This window comes from Streptomyces sp. NRRL B-1140 (assembly GCF_001280065.1).
GTDB lineage: Bacteria > Actinomycetota > Actinomycetes > Streptomycetales > Streptomycetaceae > Streptomyces.
Genome location: NZ_LGEA01000014.1, coordinates 150,793 through 167,426, shown reverse-complemented (window position 1 = coordinate 167,426; position 16,634 = coordinate 150,793). Strand labels below are relative to the sequence as shown.

The following is a 16,634-nucleotide window of genomic DNA, read 5'->3' as shown; positions in this document are numbered from 1 at the left end:
CGTCCGCCCGGCCCGCCCTACGCCACGAACGTACGCGGCGGCTCCGCGCTCCCCACCGCACCGCTCTCCACCAGTGCCGCCGCCGCGGCCAGCCGCACGGCCGCCTCCTCGGCCACCGCCCCGCCCACGGTGAACGGCAGCCGCACATACCCCTCGAAGGCGCCGTCCACCCCGAAGCGCGGCCCGGACGGCACGCGCACCCCCACGCGCTCCCCCGCCTCGGCCAGCCGCGACCCGGACAGGCCACCGGTCCGCACCCAGAGCGTCAGCCCGCCCCGGGGCACCTCGAACTCCCACGCGGGCAGCTCCCGCCGCACCGCGGCCACCAGCTCGTCGCGGTTCGCCCGGGCCTGCTCCCGCCGCACCTCCACGGCCTGCTCCCAACCCCCGGTGCCAAAGAGCCAGTTCACCGCCAGCTGCTCCAGCACCGGCGTCCCGAGATCGGCGTACGCACGGGCGGCGACCAGACTGCGGATCACGTCCGGGGCGGCCCGCACCCATCCGATCCGCATCCCGGCCCAGAAAGCCTTGCTCGCCGACCCGACCGTGATCACCGTGGACCCGGCCGGGTCGAACGCGCACACCGGCCGCGGCATCCGCACCTCGGGATCGAGCCACAGCTCGCTCATGGTCTCGTCGGCGATCAGCACGGTCCCGGCGGACCGTGCCGCGTCCACCAGCCGCCGTCGCTGGTCGTCGTCCGCGAGCGCCCCGGTCGGGTTGTGGAAGTCGGCGACGACGTAGGCGATGCGGGGAGCGGCGTCCCGCAGCACCTGCCGCCAGCGGTCCATGTCCCACCCGGTGAGCCCCTCGGCCATGGCGACGGGCACCAGCCGGGCCCCGGCCTCCCGCATCAGCTGGAGGATGTTGGCGTACGAGGGCGACTCGACGGCGATGCGCTCGCCCCGCCCGGCGAACAGATGACAGATGGCGTCGATCGCGCCCATCGCGCCGGTCGTCACCATGATCTGCTCGGGCATGGTCGGGATCCCGCGGGCGGTGTAGCGCTCGGCGATCATCGCCCGCAGCGCGGGCAGACCGGCGGGATAGTCGCCGTGCGTGTGCGCGTAGGGCGGCAATTCCTCCAGGGCGCCCTGAACGGCCCGGGTGAGCCAGGGCTCGGGAGCGGGGAGCGCGGCGCAGCCGAGGTCGATCAGGGAGCCGAGGGCCTCCGGTGGCAGGGGCTCGAGACCGCGCGCGGGCAGCGGGTTCCCGGCCGGGACGGCGGTCCAGCTCCCCGCACCGCGCCGGGACTCCAGGAACCCCTCGCCGCGCAGCGCCTCGTACGCGGCGGCGACCGTCGTGCGGCTGACGGACAAGGAGAGCGCGAGTTCGCGTTCGGCGGGCAGCCGGGCCGCCACCGGGACGCGGCCCTCGAGTACCAGCAGACGAATGCCGTCGGCGAGCGCGCGGTAGGCCGGCGGCCGACGCGTTCCCGGTCCCGCCGGACGTTCCTGCTGCGAGCTGAGGAGCCGCGCGAGCTGTGCCGCACCCACGGCCGAGGTCCATTCCGCCATCGAAATCAGTCCACCTTCCCCAGATTGGCCATGGATGGCCTCTCCATCCAAGCCACAGGGTGTCATGCAGCAGTCCACTACCACCACTGGGGGCACAACATGGCCACGCAGGGGCGCCTCGCCCGTCGGCTCGTCCAGCTCTACGCGGGTCTCGCGCTCTACGGCGCGAGTTCGGCGCTGCTCGTCCGGTCGGGGCTCGGCCTTGAGCCGTGGAACGTGCTGCACCAGGGTCTCTCCGAGCGCACCGGCCTGTCGATCGGTGTCGTGCTGACCCTGGTCGGCGCGGCGGTGCTGCTCGCGTGGATTCCGCTGCGGCAACGGCCGGGCCTGGGCACGATCTCCAACGTGCTGGTCATCGGCATGGCGATGGACGCGACACTGGCGCTGATGCCCGACGCGCACGGGCCGGCGACGCGCATCGCGCTGATGACGGGGGGAATCGTCCTGAACGGCGCCGCGACCGGCCTGTACATCGCGGCCCGCTTCGGACCGGGCCCGCGCGACGGGCTCATGACGGGGCTGCACCAGCTCACGGGCGTCTCGATCCGCCTGGTCCGCACCGGTATCGAGCTCACGGTCGTGGCGACCGGCTTCGCCCTGGGCGGCACCGTCGGCATCGGCACCCTCCTGTACGCCCTGGCGATCGGCCCGCTCGCCCAGATGTTCCTGCGGGTGTTCGCCGTCCCCACGGCATCCGGCGGCAGCACGGCCGTTGCCACCGGTCGACCCCGAGGGGCGATACTGCGTTCGTGACCCCGCGGATACGCCATCCCTACCTCGACCATCCCGGTCCGATCGCCTTCGCCCACCGGGGCGGCGCCGCGGACGGGCTGGAGAACACCGTGCGGCAGTTCCGGCGCGCCGTCGAAGCGGGTTACCGGTACATCGAGACCGACGTCCACACCACCTCGGACGGCAAGCTCGTCGCCTTCCACGACGCGACGCTCGACCGGGTGACGGACGGCCGCGGCCGGATCGCCGACCTGCCGTGGCTCGAGGTGCGGCAGGCCCGGGTGGCGGGCCGGGAGCCGCTCCCCCTCTTCGAGGAGCTCCTGGAGACCTTCCCCGACGTGCGCTGGAACGTGGACGTCAAGGCGGAGGGCGCCCTGCTGCCCTTCCTCGGTCTGCTCGGGCGGACGGACTCCTGGGACCGGGTGTGTCTCGGCTCTTTCTCCGACGCGCGGGTGGTGCGCGCCCAGCGGCTGGCCGGTCCGCGCCTGGCCACGTCGTACGGCACCCGGGGCGTGCTCAACCTGCGGCTGCGCTCCTGGGGGCTGCCGGCCGCGGTGCGCCGCTCGGCGGTGGCGGCGCAGGTCCCCGAGATCCAGTCCGGCATCCAGGTCGTGGACCGGCGCTTCCTGCAGACCGCCCACGCACGCGGGCTGCAGGTGCACGTGTGGACCGTCAACGACGCAGGCACGATGCACCGGCTCCTCGACCTGGGCGTGGATGGCATCATGACCGATCACATCGACACACTGCGCAAGGTCATGGAGGACCGTGGCATCTGGGTGTGAGACCCCGGGCCCCTTCCTCCGCGCGTTCACGGGGAAGCGAGGGCACGGGTGGGCGACGACACCGTGCGGACACCACCGGCCGACGGGGCCGCGGAGCTGAGACGCGAACAGCGCGGCTGGTACTTCTACGACTGGGCCTGCTCCGTCTACTCGACGAGCGTGCTCACCGTGTTCCTCGGTCCTTACCTGACCTCGGTCGCCGAGTCGGCGGCGGACGCCGGCGGTTACGTCCACCCCCTGGGCATCCCGGTGCGGGCCGGGTCCTTCTTCGCGTACTCGGTGTCCCTGTCGGTGATCGTGGCCGTCCTGGTGATGCCGCTGGTCGGCGCCGCGGCCGACCGCAGCGGACGCAAGAAGCCCCTCCTCGCGGCCGCCGCCTACACCGGCGCCACGGCCACGGCGGCCATGTTCCTCCTGGACGGCGACCGCTATCTGCTGGGCGGTGCCCTGCTGGTGGTCGCCAACGCCGCGCAGTCCGTGGCGATGATGCTCTACAACTCCTACCTGCCGCAGATCGCCTCGCCCGAGCAGCGGGACGCGGTGTCCTCCCGCGGCTGGGCCTTCGGCTACGCGGCGGGCTCGCTGGTCCTCGTCGCGAACCTGGTCCTCTACTCCGGGCACGACGACTTCGGCCTCACCGAGAGCACGGCGGTCCGCATCTGCCTGGCGTCGGCCGGCCTGTGGTGGGGTGCGTTCGCCATCGTCCCGCTGCGCCGGTTGCGCGATCGCGCGACCGGCGGGCGGGAGGCGTCCCTCCCCGGCTTCCGGCAGCTGGCGGCGACCGTCCGCGACATGCGCCGCCATCCGCTGACGCTCGCCTTCCTGCTCGCGTACCTCGTCTACAACGACGGCATCCAGACGGTGATCTCCCAGGCCTCGGTCTACGGTTCCGAGGAACTGGGCCTCGGGCAGTCCACGCTCATCGGCGCCGTCCTGCTGGTGCAGGTGCTGGCGGTGGCGGGCGCGCTGGCCATGGGCCGGCTGGCCCGGGTGTACGGGGCCAAGCGCACGATCCAGGGCTCGCTGGTCGCCTGGACGGTGACACTGGCGGCCGGGTACTTCCTGCCGGCCGGGGCGCCGGTGTGGTTCTTCGTCCTGGCCGGCGGGATCGGCCTGGTCCTCGGCGGCAGCCAGGCGCTGTCCCGGTCCCTGTTCTCCCATCTGATCCCGCCGGGCAAAGAGGCCGAATACTTCTCGGCGTACGAGATGAGCGACCGCGGCATGAGCTGGCTCGGGCCGCTGCTGTTCGGAGTGACCTACCAACTGACGGGGAGCTACCGGGACGCGATCATCTCGCTGGTGGCCTTCTTCGTCCTCGGGTTCGCCCTGCTCTCCCGGGTCCCGGTACGGCGTGCGATCGGCGAAGCGGGGAATCCGGTTCCTGACCGGATTTAGCACTCGGAGCGAAAGGGCTGTAGTGTACGCGTTTGGCCTGCCAGGCGTACCGTTACTGCGCGTCAAAGATGCCGAAACGCTGGGTTATATCTGTTATCAGATGTGACAAACCGGGCGCTGGTGGGTACAACAAGGGCGGCTACGACGGCGACGCATGACCCGGAACGGGACCCGGAACGGGAATCTTTATTGCCGACCGGACGTTGACCGGATGACGACGACAGCGACACCTGTCCTGTGGGCGACAAGCCCGGGAGGCACGATTCATGAGTGAGCGAGCTCTTCGCGGCACGCGCCTCGTGGTGACCAGCTACGAGACGGACCGCGGCATCGACCTGGCCCCGCGCCAGGCCGTGGAGTACGCATGCGAGAAGGGGCACCGGTTCGAGATGCCCTTCTCGGTCGAGGCGGAGATCCCGCCGGAGTGGGAGTGCAAGGTCTGTGGGGCCCAGGCACTCCTCGTGGACGGCGATGTCCCTGAAGAGAAGAAGGGCAAGCCCGCGCGTACGCACTGGGACATGCTGATGGAGCGGCGCACCCGTGAGGAACTCGAAGAGGTCCTCGAGGAGCGCCTGGCGGTTCTGCGTTCGGGAGCGATGAACATCGCTGTTCATCCCCGTGACAGCCGCAAGTCGGCCTAGTCCCCCAGGGCCTGGCCCGAACAACAGCGCAGCACGAGACCGCGGGCGCCGTACGTGAGGTACGGTGCCCGCGGTCTCGTGCGTGTCCGGCACCCGGGCGCGCGGGCCGGGGAACGCCCACTCGGCTCCGCGCTTCCCGGCCGGAAGCGCTCAGTGCGTCAGCGGCGGGCGCGGCGGCTGCGGGGCGTCCCCCGGCTCCTCCTTGATGACCTCGCCCTGGACGACCTTGCCGTCGGGGCGGTGCATACGGGCCTGCTGGAAGGCACCGCCCAGACCGCCCGCGCCGGCTTCCCGGAGTTTGCGCTCGAAGGTGCGCTCCGCAGAGCGGCTCACGATCTTCTGCACCGGCGGCAGCAGCAGGAGCAGGCCCGCCGCGTCCGACACCAGGCCGGGGATCATGAGGAGCAGGCCGCCCAGCATCATCAGGCCGTTGCCCTCGCTGCTGGAACGGCCCGCTTCGGGCACCGCACCGCTCTGCTGCTGTTGCACCGCCTCGGAGAGCTTGCGGAAGGCCCGCCGTCCGGCCCGCTTGATGACGACCGAGCCCAGGACGAGCCCCGCGAGCAGAACGAGGAAGACCACCAGCCCACTGCTCGCGCCCGCGACCAGGGTGAGCAGCCAGATCTCCAGCACGAGCCACGCGGCGACGCCCAGCGGCAGGAACGTACGCAGCCGGGAGCGCTTGGGCCGGGCAGGGGACAGCGGGGTCTGAGCGCCAGTCGTCATGCCTCCAGTGTGCCTGGCCCCGGCTCAGCGCGGGATAAGGCCGCCATCAGCTGTTTCTGTGAGCGACCGCCCGGCGAGCGGCACGCTCTCAGGTCTTCGAGGACGTGCCGCCGCGCCCGGTGATCTTGCCGACCCGCTCCCCCACGCCCCACGCCGTGACGCGCCACAGCGCCTCGACGAGGATGTCGCGGCTCATCTTGGAGTCGCCGAGTTCGCGCTCGACGAACGTGATGGGCACCTCGATCACGTGGTAGCCGGCCTTGACGGCGCGGCGGGCGAGGTCGACCTGGAAGCAGTACCCCTGGGAGGCGACCTCGTCGAGGCCGAGGCCTTCCAGGGTCTCGCGGCGGAACGCCCGGTAGCCGCCGGTGATGTCGCGCAGCGGCAGATCGAGCGCCAGCCGGGAGTAGAGGCTGCCGCCCCGGGAGATCACCTCGCGGGACTTCGGCCAGTTCACCACGCGGCCGCCCGGCACCCAGCGCGAGCCCAGCACCAGGTCGGCGCTCTTGAGGGCGGTGAGCAGACGAGGCAGCTCCTCGGGCTGGTGGGAGCCGTCGGCGTCCATCTCGATCAGCACGCCGTAGTCGCGTTCCAAGCCCCAGCGGAAGCCCGCGAGGTAGGCGGCGCCCAGGCCTTCCTTGCCCTTGCGGTGCAGCACATGGACCTGGTCGTCCTCGACGGCCAGCTCGTCGGCCAGCTTGCCCGTGCCGTCGGGGCTGTTGTCGTCGGCCACGAGTACGTGCGCCTCGGGGACGGCCTCGCGTACCCGGCCGACGATGCTCTTGATGTTCTCCGCCTCGTTGTAGGTCGGGATGATCACCAAGGCCGTGCCGAGCGGGCCGAACTTCCTCACCCCGGCTTCTGCCGCGAGGGTTCCGTCGCCGTCGTTCACTGCTGCCCCTTCATGTTCATACGCAGGGGTCCACCATAGTGGGCGCGGCCTGCGGTGACGTGACAGGACGTTCGAATAGTGGTGGCGAATCCGGAAGACGGGGGTAAGAGCGCGCCCGCGGTGCGCGCGTGCGGCGGATGGGGGCCCGGCGCCCTTCGGGCCGACCTGGGATCCGCTGGCTGCGGATCGACCGAAAGCCGTTGTCTACTGAGCGCGCGGGCCCCACCCGGGTCGCACCTCCCCGACCGGCCGGAACGTTCCCTCGGCGCTGCGCCGGCCTGAGCCTGGCTCCCAGTGGCGGTGCCCGGTGCGGCACACCGTCCCTGACCCGGCGGCGCCGCGGCGAGTGCTCGGACGTTCCCCGGTCGGGCGTCCGGTGGTGGACTCGGCCGAACCTACCGGCCCCGTGCGGCCGCCTGTCAACAGCCGCCTGACCTGCACACATCGCGGCAAAGCCCTGGTCAGCGCCGAGGATACGCAGGTCGCGCCCCGGGGGTGCGGCGCATGACTCGATGCGCGCCACCCCCGTAGATCACTCGCCCGGCCGTACGAAGACCGTGCGCCCGCCCACCACGGTGCGCAGACAGACGGGCAGGTCGTGGCCCGGAGTGAGGTCGGGGAGACCCGGGGTGCCGGAGCGGGGGTCCGTCGACCAGCGGGCGACGCGGTCGTCCGGCGCCTGGACGACGAGTTCGCCGGTGCGCCAGACGGCGTAGTCGGCGGGAGCGCCCGGGACCAGAACGCCCGCGTCGTCCCGTCCCACAGCCCGCCAGCCGCCACGCGTGTGCGCCGTGAACGCGGCGCGCACGGAGACCCGGTGCTCCGGTGTGCGGTGGAAGGCGGCGGCCCGGACCGTGCCCCATGGGTCGAGCGGGGTCACCGGGCTGTCGGAGCCGAAGGCGAGCGGGACACCGGCGCGCAGCAGGGCCGCGAAGGGGTTCAGACCACGGGCCCTCTCGGCGCCCAGGCGCTGCGCGTACATGCCCTCCTCACCACCCCACAGGGCGTCGAAGGCGGGCTGCACCGATGCCGTGAGGCCGAGTTCGGCGAAGGCGGCGACACTCTCCGGGGTGAGCATCTCGGCGTGCTCGACGCGGTGCCGGGCGGCTCGGACCCGGCCGAGCCCGAGCTTCTCGGCGGCGGCGCGCACCCCTTCCACCACGGCGTCCACGGCCGCGTCGCCGATGGCGTGGAAACCGGCCTGCAGGCCCGCCTCGGTACAGGCCACGACGTGCGCCGCGACCGCGTCGGCGTCCAGGTAGGCGATGCCGTGGTGCGCGGCGTCGGCGTACGGCTGGTGCAGACAGGCCGTGTGCGAGCCGAGTGCGCCGTCGACGAACAGGTCTCCCGCGGCGCCGGCCGCGCCCAGCGCCCGTGCCTTGGCGACGTCCTGCTCGGCCCAGTAGCCGACGACCCGCGGCCCGGGCTGCTCACCCGCGAGGCGCAGCAGGCCGGTGAAGTCGTCCTCTGAGGAGATCTCCGGCCCGGCGCATTCGTGGAGCGTGCCGATCCCGAGCGAGACGGCGTGCGCGAGCGCGGCGCGCTGGGCGTCGCCGCGCTGCTGCGGCGTGACGGCGGCGAACGCGGCGGCGCGAACGGCATGGTGGGCGTCGGCGGTGAGCGGGCCGTCGACCCGGGGGGCATCGGGGACCAGGTCGAGCAGGGCCGTGGTGACGACCGCCGAGTGGACGTCGATCCGGCTGAGGTAGAGGGGCCGGTGCCCGGCGGCCTCGTCGAGTTCGGCACGCGTAGGGGGCCGGCCTCCGGGCCAGCGGGCGGCGTCCCACCCGTGTCCGAGCAGGACGCGGTCGCCGGGACGCGCGGCGGCGAAGTCGCGTACGAGGGCGAGGGCCGCTTCGAGGGAGGGGGCGCCGGACAGATCGAGCCCGGTCAGAGCGAGGCCCGTCGCGGTGGTGTGCACATGCGCATCGGTGAAGGCGGGGGTGACCAGTGCCCCGTCGAGGTCGAGCACCTCGTCGACCCCTTCGGCGAAGGCGTCGGCGGCCCCCTCGGACCCGACCCAGGCGACCTGCCCGCGTTCCACGACCATCGCGGTGGCGAAGGGGTCGGCAGGGCTGTGGACCTCTCCGCGACGGAGCAGGACGGTCTTGGGCGGGGCGGTGGACTCACTCATGGAGCACAGTCTCACAGGGGCGGGGCCGACACCCGCGTCAGGGTCGCGGGGAAGCGCGCGAACAACTCCGCACCACCCGCAACCGGCATCGGACGGTCAGATCCGCGGCGGTCGCGCCTCGTACGGCGTGGACAGAACGACAGTCGTCCGCGTCGACACCCCCGCCAGCGACCGCACCCGCGCAAGCAGCTCCTCCAGCTCGTGGGGCGTCGCCACCCGCACCTTCAGGATGTAGTTCTCGTCGCCCGCGACACTGTGACAGGCCTCGATCTCGGGCACGCCGGCCAGCCGGTCCGCGATGTCGTCCGGCGCACTGGGATCGAACGGTTTCACCGAGATGAACGCCGTCATCGGCAGCCCGACGGCCTCGGGGTCGACGACCGCGGCATAGCCCCGGATGACGCCCCGCTGCTCCAGCCGCCGCACCCGCTGATGCACGGCAGACGTGGACAGCCCGGTGGCCTTGCCCAGGTCGGTGTAGCTCATCCGCCCGTCCTTGACGAGCAGCTGCACGATCTGTCGGTCCAGCTCCTCCATGGCGCAAGAACCTACAGGGCGGTTGATCTCCTCCGATACCTGAGCAGCCCAGGTCATGCCCGGTTCGTGATGTGTCCGGGAGCCGAGGGTCAGCCGTCCGGGGGACAAACGCACCGCAGCGGACACCCGGGCGGGGTATGTGATGAACGCCACAGGGATCGAACAGTCTCCGTAATGTTCTCGTGATTACCGCCCAGGGGGGACGGGAAGTGCTTGCTGTGGTCGAGGCCGCAGTGCCTGATACGGCCCAGCCCGAGGGGGAGAACCCAATGCAGAGTCTTAAGCGCCCTGGTCGCACCGCACCCAAGCGGCAGCTCGTCGTCGAGCCCGAGCCGGAGGGCGTCGAACGCGACGCCCTCGACGAGGAACTCGACGCCTACGACACGTTCGAGATGTTCCGGGTGATCTGCCCGGACTGCGCGCAGCCCATCGCCCTGCTGGCGGACGAGGAGGTTCTGCCGGAGCACGCGCTGTGCGCCTCGCCGTGGAACCCCTTCGGACTGACGGTCTGCGCCGGCACCGGCCGCAGCGCCACGGACGCCCGCCCGGCGGACGAGTCCGTGGAACCCCAGGAGCAGGACACCGCCCTGCTGTTGACGCTCCCTCAGGGTCTCGACTGGCGGACCCAGCCCTTCTCGCACGTCGGCGGCCCGGGCTCGCGCCCCATCAGGGTCCCGGTCATGCGCCGCGCGGCCTGAGCGCCGCCCTTTCCCGCGCTCCCGTTGCGCGACCGCACCCGCACCGCGGCTCGGCAGACCGCCGTGGTGCGGGTTCGGCGCGCCCCGGCACGCGGCACCGGCCGGTTCGATCCGGCCGTTGCGCGCGGGGACCCGGACGCCTCTGAACGCACGCCCGATTCCACGCGCCGGTGACCTGCCCCGGCGTTGCGCGTTGCCCTGGTATGACCCCCATCTCCTCAGCGACCGGGCGTCAGCGCCTCCTGTACGTCCCGCCGCCCGCAGAATCGGTTCGGCCCGCTCCGCCCCGCTACCAGGACCCGCCGATCTACCGCGACCTGATGCGGACCTGGGCCGAGGGCGGCCGCACCCTGCCGGGTCGGCACGACCCGGAGTGGATGCGGCTCGCGGCTCCCTGGCGGGGCCTCGACCAGTTCAGCGTCCCTCTGGACCCACGAGATGGCGCGCGATGACCATCCGCTGGATCTGGTTGGTGCCCTCCACGATCTGCAGCACCTTGGCCTCGCGCATGTAGCGCTCGGCCGGGAAGTCCGCGGTGTAGCCGTAGCCGCCGAGGATCTGCACGGCGTCGGTGGTGACGCGCATCGCCGTGTCGGTGCAGTGCAGCTTGGCCATGGCGGCCTGTTTCGCGAACGGCCGGCCGGCGTCCTTGAGCCGTGCCGCCGCGAGGTAGAGCGCACGGCCCGCCTCGATCTGCGTCGCCATGTCGGCGAGCATGAACCGCAGCCCCTGGAAGTCGGCGATCGGCTTGCCGAACTGGCGCCTCTCAGCCGCGTAGGCCACCGCCTCGTCGAGCGCGGCCTGGGCCACTCCGATCGCGCACGCCGAGATGCCGAGCCGCCCCGAGTCAAGCGACGACAAGGCGATCGCGAAGCCCTGCCCCTCCTCGCCGATGCGCCGATCGTCGGACACCCGGACGCCGTCGAAGTGCACCTGTGCGGTGGGCGAGCCCTTCATGCCCATCTTCTTCTCGGGCACGGCGGCGCTCAGGCCCTCCGCGTCACCCGGCACCAGGAAGGCCGTGATCCCGCGCGGGCCCTCCTCGCCGGTGCGGGCCATGACGGTGTAGAAGTCGGCGATCCCGCCGTGGGTGATCCAGGCCTTGGTGCCGGTGATCACCCAGTCGTCGCCGTCCCGCACGGCCTTGGTGCGCAGGGCGGCCGCGTCCGAGCCGGAGTGCGGCTCGGAGAGGCAGTAGGCGCCGAGCAGGCCTCCGCCGAGCATCGCAGGCAGGTGCTCGACCTGCTGCTCCTTGGTGCCGTAGGCGGCGAGGGCGTAGGAGGCCAGGGAGTGCACGCTGACGCCGAGGCCGACGGTGAGGCGGGCCGCGGCGAGCTCCTCCAGGGCCTGGAGATAGACCTCGTAGGGCTGGTCCCCGCCGCCGTATTCGGAGTCGTAGGGCAGGCCGAGCAGTCCGGAGCGGGAGAGCAGTGTGAACAGCTCGCGCGGGAAGCGGCCGGCGTCCTCCTCGTCGGCCGCCTTCGGGGTGATCTCCTGCTGTGCGATGTCGCGCACGAGTGAGATCAGGTCCCGGGCCTCCTCCGTGGGCAGTTGTCGGTCCACCGGCTGCGGGGCGCGGTCGGGCATGGCGACGCTCTCCTCCCTGTCGGGCACTGGCGGACGGGCCCATGGGTGGGGGCGGCGCCGCCGGGTCGTTCTGGTGCCTTGCCGATGCTTGCAGTCCCGGGTCTCGGAAGCTGCTGACCAGCGGCTGTGCGCTGTGAGTATGCCCGATCGGAGGCATCGAGTCACCAGTTAACGACCGCTTACTTCAAGAAATGGCCGAGTGCGTCCGGGGCGGCGAAATTGGTCCGCACCATTGACCCAACTGGTCTAGTCCTCCTACTGTTTCGCTCCACCGATTCACCGCGTTCATGCCAACCGGCGCGCGTTCCCCTCTCCCCACGAGGAGACACCGGATGCACACCCCCCACCGTTCCCGCTTCCGGACCATCCTGTCCGCGGCCTGCAGCGCCGCCCTCGGCGCCGGTCTGCTGGTTGGCGCGGGCACCCCCGCCACCGCGGCGGCCTCGGCTCAGGAGGCCGCCGCGAGCGCGAAGCCCGCGCCCGCTGACGCCAGGGCCGCCGGCTCCAAGGTCATCGGGTACTTCACCGAATGGGGCACCTACGACCGCAAGTACTACGTGAAGAACATCGAGACGTCCGGTTCGGGTGCCAGGCTCACCCACATCAACTACGCCTTCGGCAACGTCACCGGCGGCAGGTGCGCCATGGGCGACGGTTACGCCGCCACCGACCGGGCCTACACCGCCGCCGAGTCCGTCGACGGCAAGGCCGACACCTGGGACCAGCCGCTGCGCGGCACCTTCAACCAGCTGCGCAAGCTCAAGCAGAAGCACCCGAACCTCAAGGTCCTGTGGTCCTTCGGCGGCTGGACCTGGTCCGGCGGCTTCGGGGAGGCCGCGAGGAACCCGGCCGCCTTCGCGCAGTCCTGCTACGACCTGGTCGAGAACTCCAAGTGGGCCGACGTCTTCGACGGCATCGACATCGACTGGGAGTATCCGAACACCTGCGGCGCCACCTGCGACTCCAGCGGCCGGGCGGCCTTCCGGAACCTCATGCAGGCGCTGCGCGCCAAGTTCGGCACGAAGAACCTGGTCACCGCGGCGATCACCGCCGACGCCACCCCGGGCGGCAGGATCGACGCGGCCGACTACGCGGGTGCCGCCCCGTACGTCGACTGGTACAACCCGATGACCTACGACTTCTTCGGCGCCTGGGACGCCGCCGGTCCGACAGCCCCGCACTCGCCCCTGACGTCCTACCCCGGCATCCCGAAGGCGGACAACCACAGCTCGGCGACCATCGCGAAGCTCAAGGGCCTCGGCATCCCCGCCTCGAAACTGCTGCTCGGCATCGGCTTCTACGGCCGCGGCTGGACCGGTGTCACCCAGGCGGCCCCCGGCGGCGCCGCGACCGGCCCGGCGGCGGGCACCTACGAGCAGGGCATCGAGGACTACAAGGTGCTCAGGACAACGTGCCCGGCGACCGGGACCGTGGCCGGCACGGCGTACGCCAAGTGCGGTGCGAACTGGTGGAGTTACGACACCCCGGCGACCATCGGCACCAAGATGAACTACAAGAACCAGCAGGGCCTGGGCGGCACGTTCTTCTGGGAGCTGAGCGGCGACACGGCGAACGGGGAGCTGATCAAGGCAATCAAGTAGGACGCCGACACAGGGGCGGGGGCCCGCTGCGGCCCTCCGCCCCTCGTTCACAGGCCCCGGCGTGCGGGCTGCGGGGCCGGGTGGGCGGGATCCAGCTCCTCGACCGCGCGCAGGGCGCCACCGAGGGTCTTCACCAGCAGCTCGCACATGGTGTCCCGGGGCAGCTCGGGACGGTCGATCCATTCGAGTGTGGCGCCCTCGACACTGCACACCCAGGACAGCAGGCCCATCCGCGCCAGCGGGGTGATGTCGGCGCGGCCGTACGCCCCCTCGGCGATGGTGGCCACGACCGCCTCGCGCACTCCGTCGCGGATGGCGTGCACCTCGGTGTCGAAGCCGACGCCGCCGCTCACGATCGTGCGGTACGCGGCCTGGTTGTGCTCGGCGTAGCGCAGGTAGCTGTCGATGGTGCGCTGGACCCGGTCGACCGGGGGCAGTTGCGGACCGCTCGCCGCGAGAGTGAGCAGTTCGGTGACCGAGTCCTGGACGATGGCCAGGTAGTAGCCGCGCTTGGACTGGAAGTAGTAGTAGATCAGCCCCTTGGCGACGTGCGCCTGCCGGGCGATGTCGTCCATCGACAGGGCGTCGTACGACGTGTCGGCGAACAACCTCCGCCCGATGGCGATGAGTTCGGCACGGCGCGCCATCGAGCGCTCGGTGCCGCGGGCCCTGGGGCGCGCGGCAGGCTGGGGGCTGATATTCAATTTCGACCCTGGTCTCAACGGGCGGGGTGGGACCTCCGCAGTATGGCAGGCCTCACCGTCGGGTCGTGGGTCAGGTCACAGCAGCCCGAGCCGGGTCACGAGCATCGCGACGACCACGACCAGGGCCCAGCCCATGAGGTGCTCGACGATCTTCGGTCCGTCGTCCCGGGGGCCGCCGGTGCGGACGCGGTGGGCGGTGGCTGACTGTGCGGTCATGGCTGCTCTCTGGCTCGGTGGTGTGGACGGACTCCCCCCGGAGTTCCGTCCACCTTGCCACCCGAAGCGGCTTTTGCGGCCGTAAGGTCGGTCACACGCGGACGCCCACGGCCGTCAGTGCGGTGCGCTGGGCCGCGTTCGGGCGAGCCGGGAAGTACAGGTAACAGACGCCGCCGGTGCCCGAGACGACCTTGCCGGAGGCGTTGTACCGCTTGGTGCGGAGCCAGATGTTTTCCCACTCGCGTCGCCGGTAGACGCGCCGCACGGCCTCGTTGGTCGCCGAGAAGGGATCGTTGGCGATCACGTCACCGCCGGCGGTGAAGCCGACGACGGTCATCAGGTGGCCCGCGGTGCCGTACCCGGCGCCGGTCAGCTCCTCCTTCAGGAACGACTGGGACGTTATGGCGGGGATGCCCGCGGCGATCAGTGTCTCCAGTTCGGTGAGCGAGCCGAGCCGGGTGACCACGCCCTGGAGGTCCTTGAACGTGGCCGCGTAGGCGGCGTTGAAGGGCCAGTTGCCGCAGCCCGCGTACTGGTGGTCGTAGGTGAAGCGGGCCGCGTGGCACACCTGCGGGTCGTCGTACGCGGGATCGACCCAGGCCAGCTGCCCGGCGGTGAGCCGGCCGCCCCAGTACTCGATGACCATCTGGGAGGAGGTCGGGCTGCACCAGGCCTCGCCGCCGTTGTCGTACTCGGGGTACCGGCCCTTGTGGATCTCCTGGGAGTAGCGCGGGACGGCCAGTTCCTTCGCGAGTGCGGGTGCGGACGCCGGGACGGTGAACCGGTCGGGCACGTCCGAGCCCATGGCGCCGAGCCGCCACACGGTGGGGGTGCCCTTGGTGCCGGGCTTGCGGTGGAGGGTCAGGCGCAGCCGGTAGGAGGCCAGGCGCAGGCCGCTCGACGGGTCGTCGATGGCCAGCGTGTCGGTCCACACCGTGCTCTTGGAATCGCTCTGGTCGTCGACCGAGGTGCGGCGGATGTCCCGGTCGCCGGCGGCCCAGCGGCCCATCACGTACCAGGGCGTGCTGGAGCCGTCGGTGTAGGTGGCCTTGATCTCGGCCTGGATCCAGGTGCCGGCGGGGGTGTGCGCGTTCCAGGAGACGATCGCCTCGGTCGCGGGGACGGTGAGCCGGTGGACGGGGGACGTCCAGGTGGCGTACTCCCAGGCGGCGGTGGTGCCGGTGTGCGGGTCCCTGTAGTCGACCGTCCCTGCGGGCTTCGCGATGACCACGCCCGGGCGGGCGCCGGCGACGGCCCGGGTGCCCTTCGCCGTGCCGCCGGACCAGTCGCCGTACGAGACCCAGAACCTGTTGTCGACGGTACGGGCCGGGACCGCCCGGGCGGGGTCTGCGGTGTCGGTCGTCATGAGGGCCTCGGGGTCGGCGGCCGCCGGGCCCGCGCTCGCGGTGACGGCGGCGGCGACCGCGGCGGCCAGGACGGTTCGGCGGGACGGCTGTTCGGCACTGCGCATGGCGGGGCCCCCGGATGTCGGAGTCGGACAGGTGCGAGCAGGTCCGTGCACGGCTGGTCGTATCCGTGCGTGCGCCACATATGAGCACAGGCGGCCATGTCCTGCCAGCACTTCGACGCGCGCCGCGCCCACCAATATTGGCGTCGACCAGCGGCACCCCCGGCAGACCCCTGTCGTTAAGGTGCTGAGCGAGATGAATCCGTCCTTCCGCCCCGCACCGGGCTCCGCCGTCCATGATCTGGCCGCCCGGATCCGCAGCCTCTCCCCCTCTTGCGGCCCGGTCCGGCTCGTGGGGATCGACGGGCACGCCGGGTCCGGAAAGAGCACGTTCGCCGCACAGTTGGCCGCGGCGCTGGCCGGTGCGCCGCTGCTGCGCCTCGACGACGTCGCCAGCCACGACGCGCTGTTCGGCTGGACCGGCCGCCTGCTGGAGCAGGTGATCGCACCGCTCACGAGCGGCAGGACCGCGCACTACGCCCCCTACGACTGGAGCGCCCGCCGCTTCGACTCCCCGCGCTCGCTCCCGCCCGCGCCGGTGATCCTCGTCGAGGGCGTCGGGGCGGGGCGCCGTGCGCTGCGTCCGCACCTGGCCCTGCTGCTGTGGATGGAGCTGCCGCGGGAGGAGGCCTGGATGCGGGGCCGGTCCCGGGACGGGGAGGCGCAGCGGGAGTTCTGGGACGGATGGGTCCCCGCGGAACGCCGGCATTTCGCCGAAGACCCTTCGCGGCCGTTCGCCGACCTTCTGGTACTGCAGCGGGAAGAGGGATACGAGGTGCTCGCGGGACCTGCCGGGACCCTTGGACCGGACCAGCCCCCTCACGCACGGTGACGGGCCGCCCGCGGTGTGCTGAACCTGTGAAAGCCCTTGCGGGAGAAGTTGCCGGAGTGCTTCAACTCGGCTTGACCGCCGGGCCGTACAGGTCTTACGTTCTCAATGTGCGGCATCGGAGCCGCCCCCAGACGCGAAGCCCCCGGTTGTTCCCCCGTGATCGGGGGCT

General features: G+C 71.9%; 15 protein-coding genes and 1 pseudogene. 7 read left to right on the top strand and 9 right to left on the bottom strand.

The window, feature by feature from the left end; translation table 11 throughout:
- Positions 1 to 17: 17 nt before the first annotated feature.
- Positions 18 to 1,517, bottom strand: coding sequence for a PLP-dependent aminotransferase family protein (locus ADK65_RS03925; protein WP_053668368.1), 1,500 nt, complete (start codon positions 1,515 to 1,517; stop codon positions 18 to 20).
- Positions 1,518 to 1,616: 99 nt separating this feature from the next.
- On the opposite strand from ADK65_RS03925, the gene ADK65_RS03920 reads away from it, so the two are divergent.
- From ADK65_RS03920 to ADK65_RS03905, 4 genes are all read left to right on the top strand, one after another.
- The gene (locus tag ADK65_RS03920; protein WP_053668367.1) at positions 1,617 to 2,270 is read left to right on the top strand and encodes a YczE/YyaS/YitT family protein; all 654 of its coding nucleotides are present in this window, start codon (positions 1,617 to 1,619) and stop codon (positions 2,268 to 2,270) included.
- Complete coding sequence (locus ADK65_RS03915; RefSeq protein ID WP_053668366.1) at positions 2,267 to 3,034, top strand: glycerophosphodiester phosphodiesterase; 768 nt, start codon at positions 2,267 to 2,269, stop codon at positions 3,032 to 3,034. Before ADK65_RS03920 ends, ADK65_RS03915 begins: the two co-directional genes overlap by 4 nt.
- 48 nt (positions 3,035 to 3,082) lie before the next feature.
- Complete coding sequence (locus ADK65_RS03910; RefSeq protein WP_053668365.1) at positions 3,083 to 4,429, top strand: MFS transporter; 1,347 nt, start codon at positions 3,083 to 3,085, stop codon at positions 4,427 to 4,429.
- Between the two features lie 266 nt (positions 4,430 to 4,695).
- Positions 4,696 to 5,070: an RNA polymerase-binding protein RbpA gene (locus ADK65_RS03905; protein ID WP_030247095.1), complete on the top strand. Its 375-nt coding sequence runs from the start codon at positions 4,696 to 4,698 to the stop codon at positions 5,068 to 5,070.
- 150 nt (positions 5,071 to 5,220) lie between these two features.
- On the opposite strand, the gene fxsA is transcribed toward ADK65_RS03905, so the two are convergent.
- The 4 genes from fxsA to ADK65_RS03885 form a co-directional block, all read right to left on the bottom strand.
- Positions 5,221 to 5,796, bottom strand: coding sequence for an FxsA family membrane protein (gene fxsA / locus ADK65_RS03900; protein WP_053668364.1), 576 nt, complete (start codon positions 5,794 to 5,796; stop codon positions 5,221 to 5,223).
- An 88-nt stretch (positions 5,797 to 5,884) separates the two neighbouring features.
- On the bottom strand, positions 5,885 to 6,688 hold the full coding sequence (locus ADK65_RS03895; protein WP_053668363.1) for a polyprenol monophosphomannose synthase: 804 nt from the start codon (positions 6,686 to 6,688) through the stop codon (positions 5,885 to 5,887).
- 532 nt (positions 6,689 to 7,220) lie between these two features.
- Positions 7,221 to 8,822 carry an amidohydrolase gene (locus tag ADK65_RS03890; RefSeq protein WP_053668362.1) on the bottom strand — a complete coding sequence of 534 codons (1,602 nt, stop codon included), beginning with the start codon at positions 8,820 to 8,822 and terminating at the stop codon, positions 7,221 to 7,223.
- Between the two features lie 96 nt (positions 8,823 to 8,918).
- Positions 8,919 to 9,359 carry an Lrp/AsnC family transcriptional regulator gene (locus ADK65_RS03885; protein WP_006136660.1) on the bottom strand — a complete coding sequence of 147 codons (441 nt, stop codon included), beginning with the start codon at positions 9,357 to 9,359 and terminating at the stop codon, positions 8,919 to 8,921.
- 269 nt (positions 9,360 to 9,628) lie between these two features.
- On the opposite strand from ADK65_RS03885, the gene ADK65_RS03880 reads away from it, so the two are divergent.
- Positions 9,629 to 10,057: a hypothetical protein gene (locus tag ADK65_RS03880; protein WP_053668361.1), complete on the top strand. Its 429-nt coding sequence runs from the start codon at positions 9,629 to 9,631 to the stop codon at positions 10,055 to 10,057.
- A 414-nt stretch (positions 10,058 to 10,471) separates the two neighbouring features.
- Here ADK65_RS03880 and ADK65_RS03875 read toward each other — a convergent pair whose 3' ends face one another.
- Positions 10,472 to 11,644: an acyl-CoA dehydrogenase family protein gene (locus ADK65_RS03875; protein WP_053668360.1), complete on the bottom strand. Its 1,173-nt coding sequence runs from the start codon at positions 11,642 to 11,644 to the stop codon at positions 10,472 to 10,474.
- A 332-nt stretch (positions 11,645 to 11,976) separates the two neighbouring features.
- On the opposite strand from ADK65_RS03875, the gene ADK65_RS03870 reads away from it, so the two are divergent.
- Positions 11,977 to 13,245: a glycoside hydrolase family 18 protein gene (locus ADK65_RS03870; RefSeq protein ID WP_053668359.1), complete on the top strand. Its 1,269-nt coding sequence runs from the start codon at positions 11,977 to 11,979 to the stop codon at positions 13,243 to 13,245.
- 47 nt (positions 13,246 to 13,292) lie between these two features.
- On the opposite strand, the gene ADK65_RS03865 is transcribed toward ADK65_RS03870, so the two are convergent.
- From ADK65_RS03865 to ADK65_RS03860, 3 genes are all read right to left on the bottom strand, one after another.
- Positions 13,293 to 13,949, bottom strand: coding sequence for a TetR/AcrR family transcriptional regulator (locus ADK65_RS03865; protein ID WP_078955797.1), 657 nt, complete (start codon positions 13,947 to 13,949; stop codon positions 13,293 to 13,295).
- 75 nt (positions 13,950 to 14,024) lie between these two features.
- Positions 14,025 to 14,165 (bottom strand): SCO1431 family membrane protein, encoded by a 141-nt coding sequence (locus ADK65_RS37860; protein ID WP_107092206.1) that lies wholly within the window; start codon positions 14,163 to 14,165, stop codon positions 14,025 to 14,027.
- A gap of 91 nt (positions 14,166 to 14,256) precedes the next feature.
- Positions 14,257 to 15,636 carry a peptidase C39 family protein gene (locus ADK65_RS03860; protein ID WP_053668357.1) on the bottom strand — a complete coding sequence of 460 codons (1,380 nt, stop codon included), beginning with the start codon at positions 15,634 to 15,636 and terminating at the stop codon, positions 14,257 to 14,259.
- A gap of 193 nt (positions 15,637 to 15,829) precedes the next feature.
- On the opposite strand from ADK65_RS03860, the pseudogene ADK65_RS03855 reads away from it, so the two are divergent.
- Positions 15,830 to 16,487 (top strand): annotated as a pseudogene (locus ADK65_RS03855) (uridine kinase family protein).
- Positions 16,488 to 16,634 lie beyond the last annotated feature (147 nt).

Coding starts and splice junctions, on each gene's coding strand:
- ADK65_RS03870 (WP_053668359.1), top strand. CDS start 11,977: ATGCACACCCCCCACCGTTCCCGCTTCCGGACCATCCTGTCCGCGGCC.
- ADK65_RS03880 (WP_053668361.1), top strand. CDS start 9,629: ATGCAGAGTCTTAAGCGCCCTGGTCGCACCGCACCCAAGCGGCAGCTC.
- fxsA (WP_053668364.1), bottom strand. CDS start 5,796: ATGACGACTGGCGCTCAGACCCCGCTGTCCCCTGCCCGGCCCAAGCGC.
- ADK65_RS03890 (WP_053668362.1), bottom strand. CDS start 8,822: ATGAGTGAGTCCACCGCCCCGCCCAAGACCGTCCTGCTCCGTCGCGGA.
- ADK65_RS03905 (WP_030247095.1), top strand. CDS start 4,696: ATGAGTGAGCGAGCTCTTCGCGGCACGCGCCTCGTGGTGACCAGCTAC.
- ADK65_RS37860 (WP_107092206.1), bottom strand. CDS start 14,165: ATGACCGCACAGTCAGCCACCGCCCACCGCGTCCGCACCGGCGGCCCC.
- ADK65_RS03860 (WP_053668357.1), bottom strand. CDS start 15,636: ATGCGCAGTGCCGAACAGCCGTCCCGCCGAACCGTCCTGGCCGCCGCG.
- ADK65_RS03875 (WP_053668360.1), bottom strand. CDS start 11,644: ATGCCCGACCGCGCCCCGCAGCCGGTGGACCGACAACTGCCCACGGAG.
- ADK65_RS03885 (WP_006136660.1), bottom strand. CDS start 9,359: ATGGAGGAGCTGGACCGACAGATCGTGCAGCTGCTCGTCAAGGACGGG.
- ADK65_RS03925 (WP_053668368.1), bottom strand. CDS start 1,517: ATGGCGGAATGGACCTCGGCCGTGGGTGCGGCACAGCTCGCGCGGCTC.
- ADK65_RS03920 (WP_053668367.1), top strand. CDS start 1,617: ATGGCCACGCAGGGGCGCCTCGCCCGTCGGCTCGTCCAGCTCTACGCG.